The sequence below is a fragment of the Magnetospirillum sp. ME-1 genome, from assembly GCF_002105535.1.
Lineage (GTDB): Bacteria > Pseudomonadota > Alphaproteobacteria > Rhodospirillales > Magnetospirillaceae > Phaeospirillum.
Map to the genome: position 1 here is coordinate 1276173 of NZ_CP015848.1, position 25653 is coordinate 1301825.

The window sequence follows — 25653 nt, forward strand, 5'->3', positions numbered from 1 at the left end:
CATGATGTTCGAGAAGGTCCTCATCGCCAATCGGGGCGAGATCGCACTTCGGATCCATCGCGCCTGCCGCGAGATGGGCATCCGTACCGTGGCGGTGCATTCCACCGCCGACAACGACGCCATGCATGTGCGCCTCGCCGACGAGGCCGTGTGCATCGGCCCGCCCTCGGCCCGCGATTCGTACCTGAACAAGGCGGCGATCCTGTCGGCGGCCTCCATCACCGGGGCGGACGCCATCCATCCCGGCTACGGCTTTTTGTCCGAGAACGCCGACTTCGCCCAGATGGTGGAGGAGCACGGCTTCGTCTTCATCGGCCCGACCGCCGAGCACATCCGCATGATGGGCGACAAGATCACCGCCAAGCAGGCCGCCAAGGACGCCGGCATTCCGGTGGTGCCCGGCTCGGAAGGCTCTATCGATTCCGAGGAGCAGGCCCTGTCGGTGGCCGAATCCATCGGCTATCCCGTGCTGATCAAGGCCACCGCCGGCGGCGGCGGCAAGGGCATGAAGGTCGCCCGCAATCCGGAAGAGCTGGTCGAATCCTGGAAGCTGGCCCGCAACGAGGCCAAGGCCGCCTTCGGCAACGCCGACGTCTACATGGAAAAGTATCTCGGCAAGCCGCGCCACATCGAGATGCAGATCCTGGCCGACAATTACGGCGCCGTGGTCCATCTGGGCGAGCGCGACTGCTCTTTGCAGCGCAAGCACCAGAAGGTGCTGGAAGAGGCCCCGTCGCCGGCCTTGAACGCCGACCAGCGGGCCAGGATCGGCAAGATCGCCTGCGACGCCATCGCCAAGCTGGGCTACCGCAACGCCGGCACCATCGAATTCCTCTACGAGAACGGCGAGTTCTACTTCATCGAGATGAACACCCGCCTGCAGGTGGAGCATCCCATCACCGAGGCCATCACCGGCATCGATCTGGTCCGCGAGCAGATCCGCATCGCCGCCGGTGCGCCCCTGGGCTACACCCAGGCGGACGTGCGCTTCGCCGGCCATGCCCTGGAATGCCGCGTCAACGCCGAGGACCCGCAGACCTTCACGCCTTGTCCCGGCCGGATCGAGGGCTATCACGCCCCCGGCGGCCTGGGCGTGCGGGTGGATTCGGGGCTTTATGCCGGCTACCGCATTCCGCCCCATTACGATTCCATGATCGCCAAGCTGATCGTGTTCGGAAACACCCGCAACGAGGCGCTGATGCGTCTGCGCCGGGCGCTGGGCGAATACGTGATCGAGGGCGTCAAGACCACTCTGCCGCTGCACAATCGGCTGGTCCAGGATGCCGATTTCGTCAACGGCGACTACGATATCCACTGGCTGGAAAAGTGGGTGGCCGGGCATAACTGAGCCGGGCGAAGGATCGTCGGATTTACCAAGGGGCGGCCGGTTCGGCCGCCCTTTTCCATTGACCGGAATACCCCCACGCCGCCCGGTGTTGCCAATGGATGGCAGCAAGGAGTAGGTTTGGGCCGAATTTTCCGGGATACCTCAGATGCGCCCCGATCTTGCGGCCAAGTACGACCTTCGCGTTCCCCGTTACACTTCCTATCCCACCGCGCCCCATTTCCATCCCGGCGTGACGGCGGAGACCTATAAGGGGTGGCTGGGGGCCATCGATCCCAAGCTGGAACTGTCCCTTTACCTCCACATCGCGTTTTGCGCCGAGATGTGCTGGTTCTGCGGCTGCCACACCAAGATCACCAAGCGCTACGCCCCCGTCGCCGCCTACATGGACGCCCTGTGGCGCGAGGTGGGTCTGGTGGCCGGGGCGCTGCCCACCCGCATGACGGCGCGCCACGTCCATTTCGGCGGCGGCTCGCCCACCATCCTCTCGTCCGAGGATTTCGTCCGCACCATCGACCTGTTGAAGTCCCGCTTCATCCTTAAAGCCGGCGCCGAGGTGGCGGTGGAGCTCGATCCCCGCACCGCCGACGAGGCCTATGTCCAGGCCATGGCCGGGGCGGGGGTGACGCGCGCCTCCATCGGCGTGCAGGACCTGGACGACAAGGTGCAGCAGGCCATCAACCGCATCCAGCCCTACGAGGTCACCGAGCGGGTGGTGGAATGGCTGGGCAAGCACGGCGTGCCCGAGGTCAACATCGACCTGATCTACGGCCTGCCGCACCAGACCCTGGACGGGCTGCTGGCCACCATCGACAAGGCGGTGAAGGGCTTTAAGCCCAAGCGGGTGGCCCTGTTCGGCTATGCCCACGTGCCGTGGATGAAGAAGCACCAGCGCCTGATCCCGGAAGACACCCTGCCCGACACCGAAACCCGCTGGCAACAGTATGAACAGGGCTGCAAGCTGCTGACCGAGACCCTGGGCTATGTCCAGATCGGCCTCGACCACTTCGCCGCCCCCGACGACGAAATGGCCATCGCGCTGAAGAACAAGCGGCTGCACCGCAACTTCCAGGGCTACACCACCGATTCCGCCACCACCCTGATCGGCTTCGGGGCGTCGGGCATCGGCTCGCTGCCCCAGGGCTACGTGGTCAATGACGGCGAGGTCCACGCCTACCAGCGCGCCATGGCCGAGGGGCGGCTCGCCACCTCGCGCGGCGTGGCCATTACCGCCGACGACATCCTGCGGCGCGAGATCATCGAGCGGCTGATGTGCGATCTGGAAATCGACCTGGACAAGGTGGCCGCCCGTCATGGCGCCGATGGCGGCCAGTTCGGCCCCGAGCTGGCCTCCCTGGCCCCCTTGCAGGCCGACGGGCTGGTGGAGGTGACGGGGCACCGCATCCATGTCACCGACGAGGGCCGCACCCTGGTGCGCGCCGTCTGCGCCGCCTTCGACCGCTATCTCAAGGCGGGCGAGCAGCGCCATTCCAAGGCGGTCTGACCATCATGACCATGAGCTGGCACGACTACTTCATGGGCTTCGCCCAGCACGCGGCGAGCAAGTCCAAGGACCCCAGCACCCAGGTGGGCGCCGTGGCGGTGGGGCCCGATGGCGAGATTCGCGCCACCGGCTACAACGGCCTGCCCAGGGGCGTCGAGGACAAGCCCGAGCGCATGGAGCGCCCGGCCAAGTACCTGTGGACCTCCCATGCCGAGGAAAACCTGGTGGCCCATGCCGCCCGGGTGGGGGTCAGCCTCAAGGGCTGCACCGTCTACGTCACCCACTATCCCTGCTCGCGTTGCGCCCGTTCGCTGATCCAGGCCGGGGTGGCGCAGATCCATGTGGGCGATGGCACCACCTCCATGCCCGCCGAGGAATTCGACACCGCCCGGGTGATGTTCGAGGAATCCGGCGTCAAGGTGGGGTAAGGGGGGAGCTTCCTGTCACGCTGAGCGTCAGCGAAGCGTCTTTCAGTCGAAGACGGTGGGTAGGTTTTCCCACTCCGCCCACTCCCCACGGGTGGGGGGCTCCCACCCAAGTCATTTTCCCATACTCCCCCTCCGGGTGTTCCGGCGGCTGTCCGTGGCCGCCATAGTAGCGTCCACGAATACAAGGGCGAATGCCCAGAACCATCCGGGAGACGACGGCGCCATGGACCAGTCGAAGCGCTATGTGAATCTGGGATTGCGCGAGGACGACCTGATCAGGGGCGGCCGCCACGTGCTGTGCGCCTATCGCATGCGGCCCCGGGCCGGCTACGGCTATGTGGAGACCGCGGCCCACTTCGCCGCGGAATCCTCCACCGGCACCAATGTGGAGGTCTGCACCACCGACGACTTCACCCGTGGCGTCGATGCCCTGGTCTATCATGCCGACGAGGCCAGCGGGCTGATGAAGATCGCCTATCCGGTGGAGTTGTTCGACCGCAACATCATTGATGGCAAGGCGATGATCGCCTCGTTCCTGACGCTCGCCGTGGGCAACAACCAGGGCATGAGCGACGTGGACCACGCCAAGATGGAGGATTTCTGGGTGCCGCCCGACTTCCTGGCGCTGTTCGACGGCCCGGCGGTCAACATCTCCCACATGTGGACGGTGCTGGGCCGTCCGCGAGAGAACGGCGGCATGGTGGTCGGCACCATCATCAAGCCCAAGCTGGGCCTGCGGCCCAAGCCCTTCGCCGATGCCTGCCACCAGTTCTGGCTGGGCGGCGACTTCATCAAGAACGACGAGCCCCAGGGCAACCAGGTCTTCGCTCCCTTCAAGGAGACCATGATCCTGGTGGCCGATGCCATGCGCCGCGCCCAGGACGAGACCGGAATCCCCAAGCTGTTCTCCGCCAACATCACCGCCGACGATCCGGCCGAGATGATCGCGCGCGGCGAGTTCATTCTGAAGACCTTCGGCGAGAACGCCTCCCACGTGGCCTTCCTGGTGGACGGCTTCGTGGCCGGCCCCACGGCGGTCACCACCTGCCGGCGCAACTTCCCCGGAACCTTCCTGCACTACCACCGGGCGGGGCACGGCGCCGTCACCTCGCGCCAGTCCCAGCGCGGCTACACCGTCCTGGTGCACATGAAGATGGCCCGCCTGATCGGGGCCAGCGGCATCCATACCGGCACCATGGGGTACGGCAAGATGGAAGGCGCCCCCGACGAGAGGATGGTGGCCTACATGCTGGAGCGGCCATTGGCCGATGGAACCCATTACCGCCAGGATTGGGGCTCCATGATGGCCTGCACGCCGATCATCTCGGGCGGCATGAACGCGCTGCGGCTGCCGGGATTCTTCGACAATCTCGGCCATTCCAACGTCATCCAGACCTCGGGCGGCGGCGCCTTCGGGCACAAGGACGGCCCCGTCGCCGGCGCCCTGTCGTTGCGCCAGGCGCACGAGGCGTGGCAGGCGGGAATCGATCTGGTGGATTACGCCCAGGGCCACCCTGAACTTAAGGCTGCCTTCGAATCCTTTGCGTCCGACGCGGATCGGCTGTATCCCGGCTGGCGAGATCGCCTGCGCATCGCCGCTTGAGTGGGGTATATCGTGTCGAGAAAACATCCGGTCATCGCCGTTACCGGCTCGTCGGGGGCGGGGACCAGCACGGTCAAGGAAGCCTTCGAACACATGTTCCGCCGTGAAGGCATCAAGCCGGCGGTGGTCGAGGGCGACAGCTTCCACCGCTACAACCGCGCCGACATGAAGAGGGCCATGAAGGAGGCCGAGAAGACCGGCAGCCGTACCTTCAGCCATTTCGGCCCCGAGGCGAACCTGTTCCCCCAGCTCGAGGAGCTGTTCGCCTCGTACGGCGATACCGGGCGGGGCAAGCGGCGCTTTTACGTCCACAACGAGGAGGAGGCGGCCCGCTTCGCCCATCTGGGCGTTGCTTCAGGCGAGTTCACCCCGTGGGAGGACTTGCCCGAGGATACCGACTGCCTGTTCTATGAAGGCCTGCACGGCTGCGTGGCCACCAAGGACAACAACGTCGCCCAGCACGTGGACCTGAAGATCGGCGTGGTGCCGGTGATCAATCTGGAATGGATTCAGAAGATTCACCGCGACACCTCCGAACGCGGCTATTCGGAAGAGGCGGTGATGGACACCATCCTGCGCCGCATGCACGACTACGTTCACTACGTGGTGCCGCAGTTCAAGCTGACCGACATCAACTTCCAGCGGGTGCCCATCGTCGACACCTCGGACCCCATCATCGCCCGCGATATTCCCACCGCCGACGAGAGCCTGGTGGTGATCCGCTTCAGGAAGCCCGACCGCTTTCGCGTCGATTTCCCCTTCCTGCTGCAGATGCTCAAGGATTCGTGGATGAGCCGGCGCAACACCATCGTGGTGCCGGGCGGCAAGATGGGGCTGGCCATGGAACTGATCCTCACCCCCATCCTGCGCCGCATCATGGAGGACCGCCGCGCCCTGCTGGGGTGAGCGGCGATCAGCCCTTCAGCCAAGCCTCCACCAGCACCCGGGCGATGGAATCCCGGCGGGGCAGGAAGCGGCCTTCGGCGCCGGGGCGGTCGGCCTCGCCGAAGGTGCTGACCTCGTCGCGTGTGAACCAGCGCACGTCCTCGATCTCGTGCGGGTCGGCCACCGGCTCGCCCCCTTCGGCCATGGCGTTGAAGCCGATCATCAGGGAGGAGGGGAAGGGCCAGGGCTGACTCGCTACGTACGTGGTTGAGCGGATTTTGATGCCGGCCTCCTCCCACACTTCGCGGGCCACGGCGTCTTCCAGCGCTTCCCCCGGCTCGACGAAGCCGGCCAGGCAGGAATACATGCCGGGCGTCCAAACCGGCTGGCGGCCAAGCAGGGCGCGGCCCGCCGGATCGGTGACCAGCATGATGATGGCCGGGTCGGTACGGGGGAAATGCAGGGCGCCGCAGGAGGGGGAGGCGCATCTGGTCGAATGGCCGGAATCCTGGACCAGCAGCGCGCCGCCGCAGGACGCGCAGAACCGGGTCTTCTCGCGCCAGACCAGCACGCCCCGGGCATAGGCCAGCAGGGCGGAATCCTGGGCGGGCAGCAATCCGCCCACCGAGCGCAGCCACACCCAGTTGCCGCCCATTTCCGGCCCGTTCTCGCCCGCTTCCAGTCCCGAGACGTCGAGCGCCAGCAACGGCCCCGCCCCATCCTCGCCCAGCAGCAGGCAATTGCCGGCGGTGGCCTCGGCAAGGCGCAGGCCATAGGCGCGGTCGAGCCAGCGGATGGCGGGCGGGGTGCCGGCCACCAGCTGGCGGCCGCGCCAGTAGAGGGTGAAGCGGGCGCCCGGACGGCGCATGAGCTCGGCGATGTCCCCGTCTCGGCGGAGGCAATGAGCGCGATCCAGGCCGAGACCGGAATAGAGAATGGCGGTGGTCATGGCGGCAGATTGGCATGACGAAAAGATGGCGGCGAGAAGAAGATTGCGAATCCGTTGGCAATTTGGAAGATTGTCGCCCACGGTGACCCATGAATGATATCCAAGCGCTTCTCAACGGCCTGCTCGACTCCATTCGCGACGCGGTGATCATCGCCGACGGCGAAGGCAACCCCCTGCGCTCGAACCCGGCGTTCGAGACGCTGATGGGCTTTACCTCGTCGGGCGGAGCCGAGGTTTCCCGCCTGGCGGCCGGCATGATCTACCGGGCCCTGACACCCGGTGCGGGCGGACGCTGGCAGGGCATGGTCACCTGTCCCGACGGCAGGGAGCGGCCCTTCGAGGTGACCGCCGCCGCCATCAATTCGGCCGCCGATTTTCCCGACCGCTATCTCTGCGTGGTGCGCCCCGCCGTGGCCGAGGATGCCAACGGCGAGAACGCCACCTTCGGCTACGATTCGCTGACCGGATTGCCCAACCGCGACCTGTATGCCGACCGTATCGGTCAGGCGGTGCTGCAGGCCAACCGCACCGGCGGTTCGGTGGCGCTGATGATGATGGGGCTGGACCGCTTCACCCTGGTCAACGACGCGCTGGGCCACGGAGCCGGCGACCGGCTGCTGATCGAGGTGGCGCGCCGGCTCAAGATGTGCGTGCGCGAGACCGATACGGCGGTGCGCCTGGACGGCGACAAGTTTGCCTTGGTCATGGCCATCGCCGACACCGACGACAGCGTCATCGTCGCCGAGAAGGCGCTGAACGCCGTCAAGGAACCCTTCGCCCTGGATGGCCAAGAGGTGGTGATCACCTTCTCCATCGGCATCAGCGTCTATCCCCTGGATGCCGATTCCAGTTCCCAGCTGGTCAAGCACGCCGAGAACGCGCTGCACTACGCCAAGGTCTCGGGCCGCAACCAGTACCAGTTCTTCTCCAAGGACATGAACCGCAAGGCCAAGTCCAGGCTGGAGCTTGAAGGCCGCATGCGCCGCGCCCTGGCCAACGAGGAATTCGTCGTCTTCTACCAGCCCAAGGTTTCGGCCGACCGCGACACCATCGTCGGCGCCGAGGCGCTGATCCGCTGGATGGATCCCGAGCGCGGCATGGTCTCGCCCGGCGAGTTCATCCCCGTGGCCGAGGAAAGCGGGCAGATCGAGGCCATCGGCACCTGGATATTGCGTGAGTCCTGCGTGCAGAACCGGCGCTGGCAGGATGCCGGCTTCGATCCCTTGAAGGTGTCGGTGAACGTCTCGGCGCGGCAGTTCCGCTCGCGCGCCCTGATCGAGACGGTGACCGAGGCGCTGGAAACCTCCGGCCTGGATCCCAAATGGCTGGAGCTCGAGATCACCGAGAGCATGCTGATGAACGACGTGGATACGGCGGTGCGCAAGATGAAGGCGCTGCGCGATCTGGGCGTCGGGCTGTCCATCGACGATTTCGGCACCGGCTATTCCTCGCTCAGCTATCTGGGGCGCTTCCCCATCACCACTCTCAAGATCGACCGCGCCTTCATCGCCGATGTGGACACCAATCCCAAGACCGCCGAGATCGCCCGGGCCATCATCGGCCTGTCGCGCGGTCTCAACCTGGAGGTGGTGGCGGAAGGCGCGGAAATCGCCGCGCACATCATGTTCCTGCGCAATAATGGATGCGATACCGTGCAAGGGTTCTATTACTCTCGTCCGGTACCGGCCGAAGAGTTCGAACGCATGATGCGCCAAAGGGTGCTGGTTCACGCCTGATCTCGCGTGACGGTAAGTTTTGCCCTCACTTCAGTGGGGTCTTTTGACCAACGTCAAAGCGCCCTGTAATGCGGAGTGACATTTTTCCGCCATCTGGCGTCATCCCAGGGGAGAGGGGTGGCCTGCCGAGGGAGGAGTTCCGATGTCAGGGCTAATGTCCCGGCGGACGTTGTTGACGAGGCGGACCGAGAGCCGGGCGCCTTCGGGTCCGCGTCCGCCCTGGAGCATCGAGACCTTCGCCGCCGCCTGTGATGGTTGCGGCGCCTGCCTCGCCTCCTGTCCCGAACACATTCTCGTCAAGGGTGCCGATGGGCGGCCCGTGGTGGATTTCGCCCGGGGCGGCTGCACCTTCTGCGGCGATTGCGACACCGCGTGCGTGGCGCGTGACGGACGCCCGGCGGCCATCGACCGCAAGGCGTTCGACGGCGCCGGCTCTCTGCCCGTTCTGGCGCGCCTGGGCGCCGCCTGCATTTCCATTCAAGGCGTGACCTGCCGCCTGTGCGGCGACCCCTGCGAGTCCCGCGCCATCAAGTTCAGGCCTTTGCCGGGCGGCCGCGTGCTGCCCGAAATCGCCGACGAGTCCTGTAATGGTTGTGGAGTTTGCGTCTCGGCCTGTCCGGTCGGGGCGCTCTCCATGGCACCTTTGGTTCGAGCCTGAGAGGAAGACGATGAGACTCGCGACCTTCGTTGCCACCGAGCAATCCAAGCCCAGGGAGCAGGTGGAGAACATCTGCGGCGTGTTGATTCACGTCAAGCCGGAGCGCCGGCACGAGGTTCATGATGCCCTCAGCCGGTTGCCCGGCGTCGAGGTCCACACCATGACCGACGATGGCAGGATGGTGGTTACCGTCGAGGATGCCGAAGGCAACTGGGCGGGCGCCACGATTACCAGTCTGACCGACATCCAGGGAATTCTGAATGTGTCCCTGGTTTATCACCACTTTGATTCTGATCTTGATCTGGAAGGGGAGACCGTTTCATGAGCCTCACCAGGCGCGACTTCATTAAGGCGAACGCCGTCGCGGCCACTGCTGCCGCTGCGGGGATCGCCACGCCGGCCATCGCCCAGCCGGCAAAAGCCAATATCCGCTGGGACAAGGGTGTCTGCCGCTTCTGCGGTACGGGATGCGCCGTTCTGGTGGGCGTTCAGGACGGCCGGGTGGTTGCCACCCAGGGCGATCCCGATTCTCCCGTCAACCGTGGCCTGAACTGTATCAAGGGCTACTTCCTGTCCAAGATCATGTATGGCGAGGACCGGCTGACCAAGCCGCTGCTGCGCATGAAGAACGGCAAGTTCGACAAGAACGGCGAATTCACGCCGATCTCGTGGGACCAGGCCTTCGACATCATGGCGGAGAAGTGGAAGGAGCAGCTGAAGAAGCCTGACGGCGCCACCCGCGTCGGCATGTTCGGCTCCGGCCAGTGGACCATCTGGGAAGGTTATGCCGCCGCCAAGCTGTACAAGGCCGGTTTCCGCTCCAACAACCTGGACCCCAATGCGCGGCACTGCATGGCCTCGGCCGTCGCCGGCTTCATGCGCACCTTCGGCATCGACGAGCCCATGGGCTGCTACGACGACATCGAGCAGACCGACGCCTTCGTGCTGTGGGGCTCCAACATGGCGGAGATGCACCCCATCCTCTGGTCGCGTGTCACCGATCGCCGTCTGACCCACGAGGGCTGCAAGGTCGCCGTGCTGTCCACCTTCGAGCACCGCTCGTTCGAGCTGGCCGACCTGCCGATGGTGTTCACGCCCCAGACCGATCTGGCGATCCTGAACTACATCTGCCACTACATCATCTCGAAGAACGCCTATAACAAGGAGTTCATCGAGAAGCACGTCAACTTCAAGAAGGGTGCCACGGACATCGGCTATGGCCTGCGTCCGACCAATCCGCTCGAGAAGGATCAGGCCAACGCGGCCACTCCGGACAAGTCGGACAACATCACCTTCGACGAGTTCAAGGCCTTCGTGTCCGAATACACCCTGGAGAAGGTGTCCAAGCTGTCGGGCGTTCCCGCCGACAAGCTGGAAGCCCTGGCCAAGATGTACGCCGATCCGAAGATGAAGATCGTGTCGTTCTGGACCATGGGCTTCAACCAGCACACGCGCGGCACGTGGGTCAACAACATGATCTACAACGTGCATCTGCTGATGGGCAAGATCTCCGAGCCGGGCAATTCCCCGTTCTCGCTGACCGGCCAGCCCTCGGCCTGCGGCACGGCCCGCGAGGTCGGCACCTTCGCCCACCGTCTGCCCGCCGACATGGTGGTGATGAACGACAAGCATCGTGAGATCACCGAGAAGCTGTGGCAGCTGCCCCCCGGCACGCTGAACCCCAAGATGGGCTATCACGCCGTTCTGCAGCACCGCATGCTGAAGGATGGCAAGCTGAACGCCTATTGGGTCCAGTGCACCAACAACATGCAGACCGCCCCCAACATGAACGAGGAGGGGTATCCGGGCTACCGCAACCCCGCCAACTTCGTGGTGGTGTCCGATCCCTATCCCACCGTGACCGCGCTTGCCGCCGACCTGATCCTGCCCACCGCCATGTGGATGGAAAAGGAAGGCGCCTACGGCAACGCCGAGCGCCGGACCCAGTTCTGGCGTCAGCAGGTCAAGGCTCCGGGCGAGGCCAAGTCGGATCTGTGGCAGGTGATGGAATTCTCCAAGCGCTTCAAGGTCGAGGAAGTGTGGCCGGAGGAACTCATCGCCAAGAAGCCGGAAGTGCGCGGCAAGACTCTGTTCGACATCCTGTTCAAGAACGGCGCGGTGGACAAGTTCCCCCTGGCCGAACTGCAGGCCGGTCACGACAACGACGAGTCCAAGGCGTTCGGCTTCTACGTCCAGAAGGGCCTGTTCGAGGAATACGCCGCCTTCGGTCGCGGCCATGCCCACGATCTGGCGCCGTTCGAGACCTACCACAAGGCCCGTGGCCTGCGCTGGCCGGTGGTGGACGGCAAGGAGACCCTGTGGCGCTTCCGCGAGGGCTATGACCCCTACGTGAAGGCGGGCGAGGGTGTGAAGTTCTATGGCAAGCCCGACGGCAAGGCCTGGATCTTCGCGCTGCCCTACGCTCCGGCCGCCGAGTCGCCGGACAAGGAGTACGATCTGTGGCTGTCCACCGGCCGCGTGCTGGAACACTGGCATTCGGGGTCCATGACCCGTCGCGTGCCGGAACTGCACAAGTCGGTGCCCAACGCCGTGCTGTACATGCATCCCAACGACGCCGCCAAGCGCAACCTGCGCAATGGCGACGTGGTGAAGATCGCCAGCCGGCGCGGCGAGGTGACCACCCGCATCGACACCCGTGGCCGTAACAAGCCGCCGGAGGGTCTGGTCTACATGCCGTTCTTCGACGAAAGCCAGCTGGTCAACAAGCTCACTCTTGACGCCACTTGCCCGATCTCCAAGGAGACGGACTACAAGAAGTGCGCGGTCAAGGTGACCAAGGCCTAGGAGAACTGTCATCCCGAGCGAAGTCGAGGGATCTCCGCCTGAACGGCGGTGCCGATCCTGACACGGCGGATCAGAACGAGATTCCTCGCTCCGCTCGGAATGACAAGATGGATAACGGGACATGGCAAGCCGACACGACAGTGCTGTGGACCACAACCGGCGAGCCGTGCTGGCCGGAACGGTCAAGGGCGCCTGCACGGTTGGGCTGCTTGGTGCTTTGCTTGCCATTCCCGCTCGGCGCAAGGCCGAGGCGGTGGCGCTCCGGCCGCCCGGCGCGGTGGCCGAGCAGGACTTCCTGTCGGCCTGCGTCCGCTGCGGGCTGTGCGTCAAGGATTGCCCCTACGATACGCTGAAGCTGTCCGACCTGGGCGACGGCCCGACGCTGGGCACGCCCTTCTTCAATGCCCGCAAGGTTCCTTGCGAGATGTGCGAGCACATCCCCTGCGTCGCCGCCTGCCCGACGGGCGCGCTGGACAAGGGGCTGACCGACATCAAGAATGCCAAGATGGGCGTGGCCGTCCTGGTCGGCCAGGAGACCTGTCTGAACTTCCTGGGCCTGCGCTGCGACGTCTGCTATCGCGTCTGCCCGCGCATCGGCGAGGCCATCACGCTGGAGCTCAGCCACAACGCGCGAACCGCCAAGCACGCCTTCTTCATCCCCACCGTCCATTCGGCCAAGTGCACCGGCTGCGGCAAGTGCGAGCGGGCCTGCGTGCTGGACGAGGCCGCCATCAAGGTTCTGCCCCACGCCTTGGCCACCGGCCAGCTGGGCCGGCATTACCGCCTGGGCTGGGAAGAGAAGAAGAAGGCCGGCGCCTCGCTGGTCGAGCCCAGCCCCGAGGTGCAGGTGCGCGGCATGGAGGGCGTCGAGATGACGCCGGGCGGCACCTACAAGCTTGAGAAGCGCCCCGACGGCGGCTTCAAGGAGTTCAGGCCATGAGCGCGACCAGGACCGCTCATCCCGGCCTTCACGATCCCGGCGCCTCGGCGGTGGCCGCCAAGGGCTGGCTGGCCGCCAACAAGTGGCTGCTGGCCCGGCGCCTGTCCCAGGCCCTGGTGGTCGCCGTCTTCCTGACCGGCCCGCTGTGGGGCGTGTGGATCGCCAAGGGCAATCTCGCCTCCAGCCTGACTCTGGGGATTCTGCCGCTCACCGACCCGCTGATGGTGCTTCAGGCCCTGCTGGCCGGGCATGTGATGACCGGGGCCGCCCTGATCGGCGCGGCCATCGTGCTGGCCGCCTATCTGGTGGTGGGCGGGCGCGTCTACTGCTCGTGGGTCTGCCCGGTCAACGCCGTCACCGATCTGGCGCACTGGCTGCGGTTCCGTCTGGGCATCGAGAAGGGTTTGCCGCTCAGCCGCAACACCCGCCTGTGGGTGCTGGGCGGCGTGCTGGCCGCCTCGGCCGCCACCGGCACCATCGCCTGGGAACTGGTCAACCCGGTGACCATGCTGCATCGCGGGCTGGTGACCGGTTCGATCCTGACCTTCGGGTCGGCCGCCCTGATCACGCTCGCGGTATTCCTGTTCGATCTGGGCATCGCCCAACGCGGCTGGTGCACCCATCTGTGCCCGGTGGGGGCCTTCTACGGCCTGCTGGGCCGGGCGGCGGTGCTGCGGGTGAGTGCGGTCAACCGCTCCGCCTGCGACGATTGCATGGATTGTTTCGCCGTCTGCCCCGAACGCCACGTCATCGCGCCCGCGCTGCGCGGCGCGGCCAAGGGCGTCGGCCCCGTCATCATGTCGCACGACTGCACCAATTGCGGCCGTTGCATCGACGTGTGTTCAAAGACCGTATTTCGATTTGATACCCGCTTTCACAACGTCCCCTCCGACGCTCCGCCGTCGAAGGCCGATGTGAAGGCCGCCTGATGATTTTCTTTCGAGAGTTCTGGAAGGGGAGTGACCGCAGTGAAGACTAAGATCAAGGCAATCGCCCTCGCGCTGGCCCTGGCGCTGGGCATGGGGGTGACCGCACTGGGCGTGGTGGCCGGCGAGGTGAAGTCCCTTCGCCCGAATGCCGCCGATGCGCCCGACGCACCGCCCGCCATCTACAAGGTGATGGAGGGCTCGAAGCACGAGCGCGCCTACCGCCAGCAGCCGCCGCTGGTGCCGCACACCACCGACAAGTACGAGATCGACCTCAAGGTCAATCAGTGCCTGCGCTGCCACGAATGGCCGTACAGCGACCAGGAAAAGGCTCCGAAGATTTCCGACCTGCACTACATCGACCGCAGCGGCGTGCGTCAGGACGTGGTCAACGGCAACCGGTATTTCTGCAAGCAGTGCCACGTGCCGCAGGTGGATGCCAAGGCGCTGATCGACAACAAGTTCCAGGCCGCCACCACCAATACCAACATCCGCTAGGCATGGGGAAGGATCGGGCCATGAGCAACGAGAATCCGGCCAAGCAAGGCGTATTGGCGGAGTGGTGGGGGGCGTTGTGCCGTCCAAGCGGCCGCTGGTCGTTGGGGATGCTGCTGGTGGTGGGCTTTGTCGGCGGCGTCGTCTTCTGGGGCGGTTTCAACACCGTCCTGGAACTGACCAACACCGAAGCCTTCTGCCTCAGCTGCCACGAGATGGAGCAGAACGTCTACCGCGAGTATCGCGGCACCATCCACGATTCCAACCGTTCCGGCGTCCGGGCGACCTGCCCCGACTGCCACGTGCCGCGTCCCTGGATCTACAAGATCCAGCGCAAGATCCAGGCCTCCAACGAAGTCTGGCATAAGATCCTGGGCTCCATCGACACCCGCGAGAAGTTCGAGGCCAAGCGTATCGAGCTGGCCAAGCACGAGTGGGCGCGCATGAAGGCCACCGATTCCCGCGAATGCCGCAACTGCCACAATTTCGGGGCTTTCGACCTGACCCGGCAGCAGGCGCGGGCGCGCAACCGTCACTCCGAGGCGGAACAGCAGGGCAAGACCTGCATCGACTGCCACAAGGGTATCGCCCACCAGCTTCCCGCCGGCGCCTTCAAGGCCGAGCGCGAGCTGAACGAAAGCGTGGGCGGGGCGGTCAAGCCGTAGGGACCACCGCTTGATCCCCAATATCATGGGCCTCCCGAGACTCCCCGGGAGGCCCTTTTTTTCGTCTTGGAGCGCTGATGTGTCTCCGGGGTTTGGTTCACAGTCCCGGCTTGATGACCAACCGGACGGATTCGTCCACCCGGTTCAGGAAGACCGGCAGACTGTTTTCGGAGAAATACTGGTCCACGGCGGCCTTCGCTCCCTGGTACATGCCGTAATCGTCGATTATCAGCACTCCTCCTGGCACAAGACGTGGATAGAGGTGAACCAGTTCGTGATAGGTCGACTGGTACAGATCCGTATCCAGCCGCAGCAGGGAAATCTTATCCGGGGCGGTACCTGGAATGGTTTCCTCGACCATCCCCTCGACGAAGACCAACTTGTCGGACGGGTAGTGGGACATGCCAACAACCGAACGAACATGATCGACCGTGCCGCCCATACCCCATGAACGGCCCTCGGACCGGTGGTACAAATACATCGGGATCGTGGGTATGCCATCCCAGCGTTTGTCGATTTCGCTAGGCATCGGCATGCCGGCGAAAGTGTCGTACAACCACAATTGGCGGCTTTCATCGCCGAAATTGCGTAGGGCGAGGGCGGCCATCAGCATTGATCCACCTTGCCAAACACCGCACTCGACGATATCGCCTTCGATCTTATGCTTAACAATGTACTCGATGGCCTGGAATAGCGCCCACTGTGCCGTGGCGCCCTGGTACGATGTGATCGTATAGGGCTGTACCCACTTCATTACGCTGATGAAAAATTCATTATCGATATCCGGATATTCAAACTTATTTTCACCAAATTCCATCGTAAACATTGCGGCACCTCAAACCGAAATTTTACCTCAGTTAAGTCCTATTTGAGCGGCTCCTTGATCCCTGCAAGGTCGCCCGATCCCCCCGATTGCCTGTATGCTAGCTCGATCCTCCCGTGGCCGGAAGTCCGCTATGAGCCCATCCTGGCCATGGGTTCGTACCAGTCGCGGGGAAAGCCGGCCTCGGCGCGGGCGGCGTGGTTGAAGGGTTCCTTCAATCCGCCGGGATAGCGCAGCGGCAGCAGCCGGTGGTATTCGGCGCGGGGGTCGAGGCCGCGTCTGTTCGCCACGAAGGTGAACCAGCGAACCCCGGCGGCCACGTGGCGGATTTCGTCGTGATAGATGACGTCCAGGGCCGGAGGCGTCAGGGTGTCGCCGTTGCGGGACAGCTTCTCCATGGTGGCCGGTGTGGTGTCGCAGCCGCGCGCTTCCAGCGTCATGGGCACCACCACCAGCCGGGCCAGGATGTCGTCGGCGGTCTTCTCGGCCGCCTGCCATAGCCCGTCATGGGCCGGCAAATCGCCATAGGCCGCCCCCAGGCTGGCCAGCAGGCGTTCCAGCATCTCGAAATGCTCGACCTCGTCCAGCGCCACCTGCACCCAATCCGAGGCGAAATCGTCGGGCAGGCCTTCATGGGCGAAGCGGGCCACGATGTCCCAGCCGAGATCGATGGCGTTCAGCTCGATATGGGCCAGGGCGTGGAGCAGGCCGATCCGCCCCCGATCGCCCCCATAGGAGCGGCGCGGCATCTCCTTGGGCGCCAGGAGCTGCGGGCGGGCGGGGCGGGCGGGGCGGGCGGGAGGCAGGGTGTCGCCCACCCGGGTGATCCGTCCCTCCCGCCAGTCGGCGGCGTAAAGGCGGGTGAGGCGGCATTTCTCCACCGGCTCGGCGGCGGACAGGACGGCACAGGCGGCTTCGGATAGGGTGATCATCAAGATATCCTCGGGGCTCCCGCCCCGAACCCCGGCTGGAGGCTAGGCCTCCAAACCTCCTCTTGAATCAAAAGGGGGTTTGGGGCATCGCCCCAAGCAGGGCCGGGCGGCGGCCCGGTGTTAAAGTGCGCGGGCCGCCTTCAGCACCGCCTCGGCATGGCCGGTGACCTTGACCTTGCGCCATTCGGCGCGCAGCACGCCGTTCTGGTCGATCAGGAAGGTGGAGCGCTCGATACCCATGTATTCGCGGCCGTACATGCTCTTCTTCTTCCACACGCCATAGGCCTCGCACGCCGCGCCGTCGGGGTCCGAGCCCAGGCGGAAGGGCATCTCGTGCTTGGCGCGGAACCTGGCGTGGCTGGCCACCGAATCCTTGGAGACGCCCAGGATTTCCACCCCGGCCGCCCGGAACTCGGCGTAGAGGTCGCGGAAGGCCTTGGCTTCGGTGGTGCAGCCCGAAGTGTCGTCCTTGGGATAGAAGTACAACACCAGGATCTTGCCCCGGTAATCGGCCAGGGCGGCCTTGCCGTCATCGGTTTCCATGGCGAAGTCGGGGGCGGGGGAGGTCATTGGGCATTCTCCTTCTGCTTCAATGCGGCGGCCGGTTGCTCGATCAGGCGGCTGAACACCTCGTGGGCGTCGGCGGCGCAGTCTTCCATGCGGTCGGTCAGGCTCTTGAAGTCGGTCATGCCGGCGGCGCGCACCAGCACGTCCTTGAGCCCCCGGGGCGCGGTGCTCTCGTCGAAGCCGCCGGCGATGGTCTGGCGCAGCACGGTCTGCACCGCCGACCACAGCCGCAGGGCCTCGGTGAGCGTGGTGCAGTCGGCGCGGTCCAGCACCCCGGCCTGGGCGGCCTTGTCCAGTGCGCGGGCGGTGTTGCTGTCCAGCATCCCGGGATGGGCGGGGCCGTGGGCCAGTTGCAGGTACTGGGCGGTGAACTCGATGTCCACCAATCCGCCGCGCAGATGCTTGACCTCCCAGATGGAGCCGGCCTTGTGTTCCTTGGCCATGCGTTCGCGCATGTCGGCCACGTCGGCCAGCAGCTTGGCCCCGTCGCGGGGCTTGGTGAGGGTCTCCTTGATGATGGCCTCGACGCGTGAGGCCAGGGATTGGTCGCCCGCCACCACCCGGGCGCGGGTCAACGCCATGTGCTCCCAGGTCCAGGCGGCTTCCTCCTGATAGCGGCGGAAGGCCTCCAGGCTCGACGCGATGGGGCCGGAATTGCCCGATGGCCGCAGGCGCATGTCCACTTCGTAAAGGGTGCCTTCGCCGGTCTTGGCGGTGAGCGCGTTGACCATGCGCTGGGTCAGGCGCGAGAACCACACAGCCGGGGCCAGGGGGCGCGAGCCGTCGGATTCCTCGGCATCCTCCGGGCAGTCGTAGACCAGGATCAGGTCCAGGTCCGAGGTGGCCGACATCTCGCGCCCGCCCGCCTTGCCCATGGCCAGGATCACCCAGGCGCCGCCCGGAACATGGCCGTGGGCGCGGGCGAATTCCTCCTCCACCTTGGGCCCCAGCTGGCGGAGGATGGCCCCGGCCACGTCGGACAGCGCGCTGGCCGCCTCGCCCGCCTCGATGACGTTTCTCAGCGTCAGCACGCCCACCTGGAACTTGCGGTCGTTGGCCCAGCGCCTGGTCACGTCGAGGACCAGCTGGAAGTCGTCGGCCTCGGACAGCGCCTTGGCCAGTTCGGCCTCCAGCACGTCCTGAGGCGGCAGGGGCTCGAAGAAATTGGCCTGCAGCACCGAATCCAGGGTGGTGGTGTGGCGGGCCAGATGCTCGGCCAGCAAGGGCGCGTCGCCCATGATCTCGGCCACCAGCTCCAGCAGGGAGGGGTTGGCGTAGAACAGCGAGAACAGCGGCACCCCGGCCGGCAGGCGGGTCAGGAACTCGTCGAAGCGCATGAAGGCGTCGTCGGGCGAGGTGGTGGTGCCCATGGCCGACAGCAGGGCGGGGGTGAGCTCGGTCAGCAGCTCGCGTGCCCGGGTCGAGCGGGTGGCGCGCACCCGTCCGTGGTGCCAGCCGCGGATGGTGGAGCACACCGCGTCGGCATTGGTGAAGCCCATGCCGGTGATGGTGTGCACCGTCTCGGGGTCGTTCTCGCCGCCGGTGAACACCAGATTGCCGCCGGCACCCAAGGGGGGCGCGTCCTCGAACAGGCCGGCGTAGTGGTGCTCCACCTTCTGCAGGTGGGCGGTGAGATCGGCGGCGAAGGCGTCGACGTCCTTCGCCCCCATGAAGGCGGCGATTTCGGCCAGCACCTGGGGGTTGGTGGGCAGGGTCTGGGTCTGTTTGTCGTCCACCATCTGCAGGCGGTGTTCCAGCGTGCGCAGATAGCGGTAGGCGGCCTCCATGTCGGCCACCACCTCGGGGGTGACATGGCCGGCGGCGGCCAGGGCGTGCAGGGCTTCCAGCGTTCCCGAGACCCGCATTTCCGGCTGGCGGCCGCCCCAGATCAGCTGCTGGGTCTGGGCGAAGAACTCGATCTCGCGGATGCCGCCGCGCCCCAGCTTGACGTTGTGGCCGGCCACCGCGATGGAGCGCCCGCCCTTGTGGGCGTTGATCTGGCGCTTGATGGAATGGATGTCCTGGATGGCGGCGAAATCAAGGGACTTGCGCCAGATGAAGGGGCGCAGGAAGCGGATGAAGGCCGCCCCGGTCTCGGCATCGCCGGCCACCAGGCGGGCCTTGATCATGGCGGCCCGTTCCCAGTTCTGGCCGAAGCCCTCGTAATAGGCCTCGGCGGCCACCAGGGCGACGGCGGGCGGCGTCGAGCCGGGATCGGGGCGCAGGCGCAGATCGGTGCGGAAGACGTAGCCTTCGTGGTCGCGCTCGTCGAGGATGCGCACCAGCTCCTTGGTCATGGCGATGACGCATTCCTGAATGGAACGCTTGCCGGTATAGACCAGCTTCTCATGGTCGTAAAAGACGATCAGGTCGATGTCGCTGGAATAGTTCAGCTCGCGCGCGCCCAGCTTGCCCATGCCCAGCACGATGATGCCGGATCCCTTTTCCGGGTCCTCGGGATGGGGGAGCTGAAGATTGCCGCGGTCGGCCTCGCGCCGCAGCAGGAAGGAGAGGCCCAGGCGGCAGGCCACCTCCGCCATGGTCGCCAGGGCGCCGGTGACCTTTTCCAAAGGCCAGGCGCCGCCCAGATCGGCCAGGGCGGCCAGCAGCGAGCAGCGCCGCTTGGCGACGCGCAATTCCCGCATCAGGCGGGCGAAGTCGCTTTCGCCACGCAGATCGGCGGCGAGATCGGCGATCAGGCCATCGAACGCGGCGTCGGGTCCCACCTCCAGCGCATGGCGCAGGAAGGCCGGTTCCTTCTCCAGGCACAGGGTGAGGAAGGGCGAGTTGGCGAAGACGCCCCGCAGCAGGTCGCCGATCCCCTCCCGGTCGGGAAGGGCGCGCATGAAGGCGGCCAGTTCGGAATCGTCCTGGGCATCGGCGGCTTCGCACCAGCGGGCCAGTCCGACCTCGACGCGGGCGGGATCGGCAACACCGGGGAAGAAACGTGGATCGAGTGGAAAACTCACCTTGTGCGGCCCCAAATGTTGTGGTTGCTTCACACTGCGGAATACGGGATCAAGGGTCAAGCGGGCATGGAGAAGACGCAGAGTGGTTCACGGCACCGTTAGGAGTCTGTTCCAGCTGCTGGGGGCCGTGCTGGTGGGGCTGCTGCTCGTTGTGCCGCTGGCGGCTTGGCGGCTGTCCCATGGCCCCATATCGCTAGAATTCCTGACACCTTATATCGAGGAAGCGCTGTCGGCGAGGGATGGTTCGCTGGCCGTCCGGCTCGACGCCACCCTGCTGCAGCGGGGCGACGACGATCGCATGCTGGAAATCCACGTCAGCAACGCGCGCGCCTATGTGGCCGGCAACGACGTTCCCGTGGTGGCGGTGCCCGACATGGCGCTGTCCCTGAGCGGGCGGGCGTTGCTCCGGGGCGTCATCGCCCCCAATTCCATCCGCCTGAACCGGCCTCGCCTCGTCTTGGTCCGCGATGCTTCCGGCCGCTTCCAGTTCGACCTGCCCGACAGCGGCGGCGGTGATGCCGGACTGGTCATCGCCCGGATCAAGGATGCGCTGCTGGGCGAGCCGGACCCCGCCAAGCCGGGACGCTCGCTGCAATCCTTCAGCATCCGGGGCGCCGACCTGATGGTCGAGGACCGGGCGCTGGGCACGTCGTGGCATGCCCCGGGGGCCGATCTGTCCATCCGCCGCGTTCCCGACGGAATCCAGGCCAAGGGCCGCATTCCCCTCGACCTGGCCGGCGAGACCGGCGAGGTGACGGTGGAAGCCGGCCATGCCAAGGCCGATGGCGCCGCCAACCTGGATCTTCGCCTGCAAGGCATCCGTCCGGCGGTGCTGGCCCGTTTCGGCGGTCCGGCCGTGCATCTGGGCGTGATCGACATGCCGCTGGCCGGCAGCGTGCATGCGCGGATCAGTGGCGACGGCGTACTGGAGACCCTGGCCTTCGACCTGTCGGGCGGGGCGGGGCGCCTGAACCTGCCGGCGCCGTTCAACGCGGTCCACTCGGTGGCGTCGGCGGCGGTCCGGGGCGAACTCAGCCGGGGCATGACGCGGCTTGACCTCTCCGAAGTCCGCATCGACCTGGGTGGCCCCACCTTCGCCCTGGCGGCGATGGTGGACGGACTGGGGGCCGAGACCTCCATCAAGGCCGAAGGGGCCTTGCGCGACGTGCCGGTGGACCAGGTCCGCGACCTGTGGCCCAACGGGCTGGCCCAGAACGCGCGGGACTGGGTGATTCCCAACCTGTCCAAGGGCATGGTGCGCGAGGCGACCATTCAGTTGTCCGCCCGCTCGCCTTCGGGCAATTTCGACGATGTGGTGATCGACCATCTGGGTGGCGAGATCCGCCCCGAAGGCGTGACCGTCGACTACCTCCACCCCATGCCGGTGGCGCGCAACACGGTGGGGGTCTGCACCTTCGACGCCTCGTCGTTCCGCATCGCGCTCAACGGGGGCGAGGTCTACGGGCTCAGGCTGAAGGAAGGCTCCATCGTCTTCACCGGCCTGGACAAGGAAGATCAGTTCGCCGACATCGAGCTGGTGATCGCCGGCCCCGCCACCGACGCGCTGAAGCTGATCGACAATCCGCCGCTGCGCTACGCCCAGGCCTTAGGGATAGAGCCCGCCAAGGTGAGCGGCGACGCCGTCGCCAAGGTGCGGCTCAAATTTCCGCTTTTGAAGACGCTGCGCCTGGACGACGTGGGCATCAAGGCCATCGCCACCGTCAAGAAGGTGGTGATCCCCAAGGTGATGATGGGGCTCGACCTCTCGGACGGCACCTTGGAGCTGGACGTGGACGCCAAGGGCCTGGACGCCACCGGTCCGGTGGTGCTGGCCGGTATTCCCGGCCATCTGGCCTGGCGCGAGAATTTCTCCAAGGGCCAGGCGTTCCGGTCGCGCTATTTCCTCAAGGCCCCCGAGGTCGGCGAGGACCAGCGCAAGCTGCTGGGCCTGGACGGCGTGCCCTTCGTCGCCCCCTTCACCAGCGGGCCGGTGGGCGCCGAGGTGGTCGCCACCTTCATGGACGGCGGCAAGGCCGAAATCGACGCCAAGGTGGATCTGGCCGCCGCCCGCATGGAACTGCCCGGGCTGGGGTGGAAGAAGCCCGCAGACAAGCCGGGCAGCGCCGAGGTCCTGGTCAGGCTCGACCGCAAGCTGATCGCCTCGGTGCCGCGTTTCGCGGTCAAGGCGGGCGATCTCGACGTGGCGGGATCGGTGGCCTTCGGGCCGGACGGCGCGGCGCGCAGGGTGGATTTCAGCCGTGCGAAGTATCTGCGCACCGATGGCGAGGGCTCCATTTCCATCCGTCCCGACAAGGCGGGGCTGGACATCGTCTTCAAGGGCGCCAGCTTCGACGCCGAGCCGGTTCTGGCCCGCGACGAGGACGCCAAGGCCGGCAGGAAGAAGGACGATGCCGACAAGCCGCCGCCCATGAGCGTGACCGCCTCGGCCAGGTCCATGTGGATGTCGGAGAAGGGGGCGCTGGCCAACGCCACCGCTTCGCTTTCCCGCGACGCCCAGGAGTGGCAGCACGTCCAGGTCAAGGGCGGCCTGGGAGGGGGGAAGAGCTTCTCCGCCAGCGTCCAGCCCGCCGGCCCTAAGCGCCGGACCTTCGCCGTCACCTCCGACGATGCCGGGGCGGTGATGCGGGTGTTCGACATCTATGGCGACCTGATGGGCGGCGAGTTGTCCATCGACGGCCATATCGACGATTCCCGCAAGGACCAGCCCTATACCGGCACCATCAAGGTCTCGGACTATCACGTGCGCAATGCGCCGGTGCTGGCCCGCCTGCTGACCGTGGCGGCGCTGACCGGCATTGTGGACGTGCTGCAGGGCGAAGGCGTCAGCTTCTCGTCCCTCGAAGCACCCTTCACCATGACCGACGGGCTGGTGGAGGTGCGCGACGTGCGCGCCTGGGGAACGGCACTGGGCATTACCGCCAAGGGCCAGATCGACATGGACAATTCCCGCATGGCCATGGAGGGCACCGTGGTGCCGGCCTATGCCCTGAACTCGGTTCTGGGCAAGATTCCGGTGCTGGGCTGGCTGATCACCGGCGGCGAAAAGGGCAGCGGCATCATCGCCTTCAACTACTCCATGAAGGGCCCCACCGACGACCCCTCGGTGCTGGTCAACCCGCTGTCGGCGCTGACCCCCGGTTTCCTGCGCAACCTGTTCAATATCTTCGACGACGGCTCCGAGACCAACGCCAGGAAGCAGAAATGATCCTCATCCCGACGACCATCGGGAGGAGGGATCTCATTCTGGTCCGGCTTGTCAGAACAGGCCCCGCCATGCCAGGCGGAGATCCCCCGCATGCGCTCGGGATGACAGCTCCATAGCAAAACGCCCGCCGGATGAGGGCGGGCGTTTCGTCATCGTCTCCGGCGGTGCGGATCAGTCCTCGGCCGGGCCGTCGTCGTGATGGGCCGGCTCGTCGTCGATGATGTGCGAGCGGGTGCGGCCCGACAGGGCCACCACCTTCTCCAGATCGGCCTCGCTGCACATGCCGAGCGTGACGGGATTGCGCGGCTTGATGTTGGCGGCGTTCCAGTGGGTCTTGTCGCGCACCGACTGGATGGTCGGCTTGGTGGTGCCGATCAGCTTGGAGATGGCGGCGTCCGACAGCTCCGGGTGGTGCTTCAGGATCCAGGCGATGGCGTCGGGACGGTCCTGGCGCTTGGACACCGGAGTGTAGCGGGCGCCCTTGGGCTTGGCGCGCGGCTGGGGAATGTCGGTGACGGTCAGCTTCAGGTGACCATCGGGGTTGCCTTCGCAGCGCTCGATCTCGGCGCGGGTCACCTGGCCGTTGGCCACGGGGTCGAGCCCGACGATGCCGGCGGCCACTTCGCCATCGGCGATGGCCTGGACCTCGAGCGGATGCAGGCCGCAGAAATCGGCGATCTGCTCGAAGGAGAGAGCGGTGTTCTCGACCAGCCAGACGGCGGTCGCCTTGGGCATGAGCGGCAGAGCCATTAAACCTCCTGACGCGGCGTTGTCCCCCTCCGTCCGCCCGGGACGGGGCGGGTCCAACCCCCGCAACGCTTTTCACGAATTACCCGCGAGACCGCATGGGGTCGAATCGCGGATGGCGGCACTCCCCCATAACTACCTCTGTGGCGAGTGCGCAGAGGTAGTTATAGGTGCGAATGTGGCTTTGGTCAAACCTGCAGCACGATCTTGCCCACATGAGCGTTGCTTTCCATCAGGGCATGGGCACGGGCGGCCTCGGCCAGGGGGAAGACGGCGTGGATCAGGGGTGCGATCGTGCCCTGGTCCAGCAGCGGCCACACGGTTTCGGCCAGTCCCTTGGCCATGCGGGCCTTGGCCTCGTTCGACTGGGGCCGCAGCGTCGAACCGGTCAGCGTCAGGCGCTTCAGCATCACCGGCATCAGGTTCAACTCGGCGCTGGAGCCCCTTAAGAACGCGATGGAGACCATGCGGCCGTCGGCGGCCAGGCTCTTGATGTTGCGGGCGAGATAGTCACCGCCCACCATGTCGAGGATGACGTCGACACCCTTGCCCTTGGTCCGCTCCTTGATCACCTCGACGAAATCGGCCGTGGAATAGTCGATGGCCACATCGGCGCCCAGGTCGCGGCAGGCCTGGCACTTGGCCTCGCCGTTGGCGGTGGCGAAGACTTCGGCGCCCAGCGCCTTGGCCAGCTGGATGGCGGTGGTACCGATGCCGCCCGCGCCGCCATGGACCAGGAACTTTTCGCCCGCCTTCAACGCTCCGCGCTCGACCACGTTGTGCCAGACGGTGAAGAAGGTCTCGGGCAGGGCGGCGGCGCGGACCATGTCGTAGCCCTTGGGAAGGGCCAGGCAGTGGCGCGCGTCCACCGTGCAATACTCGGCATAGCCGCCGCCGGGGGCCAGGGCGCACACTTGCGAGCCCAGGGCGGGAGAGGCGACCCCGTCGCCCAGGGCGGCGACCACCCCGGCCACTTCCAGGCCGGGCAGGTCCGAGGCGCCGGGCGGGGCGGGATAGGCGCCGGCCCGCTGCAGCACGTCGGGGCGGTTGATGCCCGCCGCCGCCACCTTGATCAGGACCTCGCCCGCCTTGGGAACCGGCAACGGGCGGGTGACGGATTTCAGCACCTCCGGGCCGCCGGGGGTGGAGATCTCGATGCAGGTCATGGTTTCGGGCAGCATCCGTCGGGCCTCGTACTGTCGGTGAGGGGCTCAATCTGGTACGTTCGTCCAATCGTGGCAAGAGAGGAAAAACCATGGACGCCGACGACCTGGAACCGCGCAAGAAGCCCCAAGCCTTAAAAAATCTCGATCCCATGTCCATCGATGAACTGCGCGATTACATCGCCGATCTCAAGGGAGAGATCGCCCGCGTCGAGCAGGCCATCACCGCCAAGCAGGCGGTGAAGGCCGGAGCCGAGGCATTCTTCAAGCGGTAAATCGGTACTTGT

Annotated in this window: 22 protein-coding genes; 15 read left to right on the top strand and 7 right to left on the bottom strand. The window is 66.1% G+C overall.

What is annotated here, in order from left to right; translation table 11 throughout:
• The first annotated feature begins 4 nt into the window (after positions 1–4).
• The 5 genes from accC to WV31_RS05935 all read left to right on the top strand — a co-directional run bounded on the left by accC (position 5) and on the right by WV31_RS05935 (position 5786).
• The gene (gene accC / locus WV31_RS05915; protein ID WP_085375492.1) at positions 5–1348 is read left to right on the top strand and encodes an acetyl-CoA carboxylase biotin carboxylase subunit; all 1344 of its coding nucleotides are present in this window, start codon (positions 5–7) and stop codon (positions 1346–1348) included.
• Positions 1349–1493: 145 nt separating this feature from the next.
• Complete coding sequence (hemN, locus tag WV31_RS05920) at positions 1494–2849, top strand: oxygen-independent coproporphyrinogen III oxidase (RefSeq protein ID WP_085372693.1); 1356 nt, start codon at positions 1494–1496, stop codon at positions 2847–2849.
• Positions 2850–2854: 5 nt separating this feature from the next.
• Positions 2855–3277, top strand: coding sequence for a deoxycytidylate deaminase (locus WV31_RS05925; RefSeq protein WP_085372694.1), 423 nt, complete (start codon positions 2855–2857; stop codon positions 3275–3277).
• A 223-nt stretch (positions 3278–3500) separates the two neighbouring features.
• Positions 3501–4880, top strand: a complete 1380-nt coding sequence (locus tag WV31_RS05930) for a ribulose-bisphosphate carboxylase (protein WP_085372695.1) — start codon at positions 3501–3503, stop codon at positions 4878–4880.
• Between the two features lie 12 nt (positions 4881–4892).
• Positions 4893–5786, top strand: a complete 894-nt coding sequence (locus WV31_RS05935) for a phosphoribulokinase (protein WP_085375493.1) — start codon at positions 4893–4895, stop codon at positions 5784–5786.
• A 7-nt stretch (positions 5787–5793) separates the two neighbouring features.
• On the opposite strand, the gene nudC is transcribed toward WV31_RS05935, so the two are convergent.
• Positions 5794–6714: an NAD(+) diphosphatase gene (gene nudC, locus WV31_RS05940; RefSeq protein WP_085372696.1), complete on the bottom strand. Its 921-nt coding sequence runs from the start codon at positions 6712–6714 to the stop codon at positions 5794–5796.
• Positions 6715–6803: 89 nt separating this feature from the next.
• On the opposite strand from nudC, the gene WV31_RS05945 reads away from it, so the two are divergent.
• The 8 genes from WV31_RS05945 (at position 6804) to WV31_RS05980 (ending at position 14939) form a co-directional block, all read left to right on the top strand.
• Positions 6804–8450 (top strand): sensor domain-containing protein, encoded by a 1647-nt coding sequence (locus WV31_RS05945; protein WP_085372697.1) that lies wholly within the window; start codon positions 6804–6806, stop codon positions 8448–8450.
• Between the two features lie 172 nt (positions 8451–8622).
• Entirely contained in the window at positions 8623–9108 is a 486-nt protein-coding gene (locus tag WV31_RS05950; RefSeq protein WP_237051513.1) for a ferredoxin-type protein NapF, read from the top strand.
• A gap of 10 nt (positions 9109–9118) precedes the next feature.
• Positions 9119–9433, top strand: coding sequence for a chaperone NapD (locus WV31_RS05955; protein WP_085372699.1), 315 nt, complete (start codon positions 9119–9121; stop codon positions 9431–9433).
• The gene (napA, locus tag WV31_RS05960) at positions 9430–11913 is read left to right on the top strand and encodes a nitrate reductase catalytic subunit NapA (RefSeq protein ID WP_085372700.1); all 2484 of its coding nucleotides are present in this window, start codon (positions 9430–9432) and stop codon (positions 11911–11913) included. Before WV31_RS05955 ends, napA begins: the two co-directional genes overlap by 4 nt.
• A gap of 121 nt (positions 11914–12034) precedes the next feature.
• Positions 12035–12853 (top strand): ferredoxin-type protein NapG, encoded by an 819-nt coding sequence (gene napG, locus WV31_RS05965; RefSeq protein WP_085372701.1) that lies wholly within the window; start codon positions 12035–12037, stop codon positions 12851–12853.
• Positions 12850–13782 carry a quinol dehydrogenase ferredoxin subunit NapH gene (gene napH, locus WV31_RS05970; protein ID WP_085372702.1) on the top strand — a complete coding sequence of 311 codons (933 nt, stop codon included), beginning with the start codon at positions 12850–12852 and terminating at the stop codon, positions 13780–13782. The genes napG and napH overlap by 4 nt, the downstream gene beginning before the upstream one ends.
• Before the next feature lie 39 nt (positions 13783–13821).
• On the top strand, positions 13822–14277 hold the full coding sequence (locus WV31_RS05975) for a nitrate reductase cytochrome c-type subunit (protein ID WP_085372703.1): 456 nt from the start codon (positions 13822–13824) through the stop codon (positions 14275–14277).
• Between the two features lie 20 nt (positions 14278–14297).
• Positions 14298–14939, top strand: a complete 642-nt coding sequence (locus tag WV31_RS05980; protein ID WP_085372704.1) for a NapC/NirT family cytochrome c — start codon at positions 14298–14300, stop codon at positions 14937–14939.
• Positions 14940–15036: 97 nt separating this feature from the next.
• On the opposite strand, the gene WV31_RS05985 is transcribed toward WV31_RS05980, so the two are convergent.
• From WV31_RS05985 to WV31_RS06000, 4 genes are all read right to left on the bottom strand, one after another.
• The gene (locus WV31_RS05985) at positions 15037–15765 is read right to left on the bottom strand and encodes a TylF/MycF/NovP-related O-methyltransferase (RefSeq protein WP_085372705.1); all 729 of its coding nucleotides are present in this window, start codon (positions 15763–15765) and stop codon (positions 15037–15039) included.
• 128 nt (positions 15766–15893) lie between these two features.
• Complete coding sequence (locus tag WV31_RS05990; RefSeq protein ID WP_085372706.1) at positions 15894–16694, bottom strand: ferritin-like domain-containing protein; 801 nt, start codon at positions 16692–16694, stop codon at positions 15894–15896.
• A 120-nt stretch (positions 16695–16814) separates the two neighbouring features.
• Positions 16815–17264: a peroxiredoxin gene (locus WV31_RS05995; protein ID WP_085372707.1), complete on the bottom strand. Its 450-nt coding sequence runs from the start codon at positions 17262–17264 to the stop codon at positions 16815–16817.
• Complete coding sequence (locus tag WV31_RS06000; protein WP_085375494.1) at positions 17261–20230, bottom strand: bifunctional [glutamine synthetase] adenylyltransferase/[glutamine synthetase]-adenylyl-L-tyrosine phosphorylase; 2970 nt, start codon at positions 20228–20230, stop codon at positions 17261–17263. Before WV31_RS06000 ends, WV31_RS05995 begins: the two co-directional genes overlap by 4 nt.
• A gap of 82 nt (positions 20231–20312) precedes the next feature.
• Here WV31_RS06000 and WV31_RS06005 point away from each other — a divergent pair, with 82 nt between their 5' ends.
• A complete protein-coding gene (locus WV31_RS06005; protein ID WP_085372708.1) occupies positions 20313–23456 on the top strand; it encodes a DUF3971 domain-containing protein in 3144 nt (1047 codons plus the stop codon).
• Between the two features lie 171 nt (positions 23457–23627).
• Here the strand turns inward: WV31_RS06005 and WV31_RS06010 are convergent, their stop codons facing one another.
• On the bottom strand, positions 23628–24206 hold the full coding sequence (locus WV31_RS06010) for a DUF1013 domain-containing protein (protein WP_085372709.1): 579 nt from the start codon (positions 24204–24206) through the stop codon (positions 23628–23630).
• Positions 24207–24391: 185 nt separating this feature from the next.
• Positions 24392–25384, bottom strand: a complete 993-nt coding sequence (locus tag WV31_RS06015) for an NAD(P)H-quinone oxidoreductase (protein WP_085372710.1) — start codon at positions 25382–25384, stop codon at positions 24392–24394.
• A 74-nt stretch (positions 25385–25458) separates the two neighbouring features.
• Between WV31_RS06015 and WV31_RS06020 the strand changes: the two genes are divergently transcribed.
• A complete protein-coding gene (locus WV31_RS06020; protein ID WP_085372711.1) occupies positions 25459–25641 on the top strand; it encodes a DUF1192 domain-containing protein in 183 nt (60 codons plus the stop codon).
• The last annotated feature ends 12 nt before the right edge of the window (positions 25642–25653 follow it).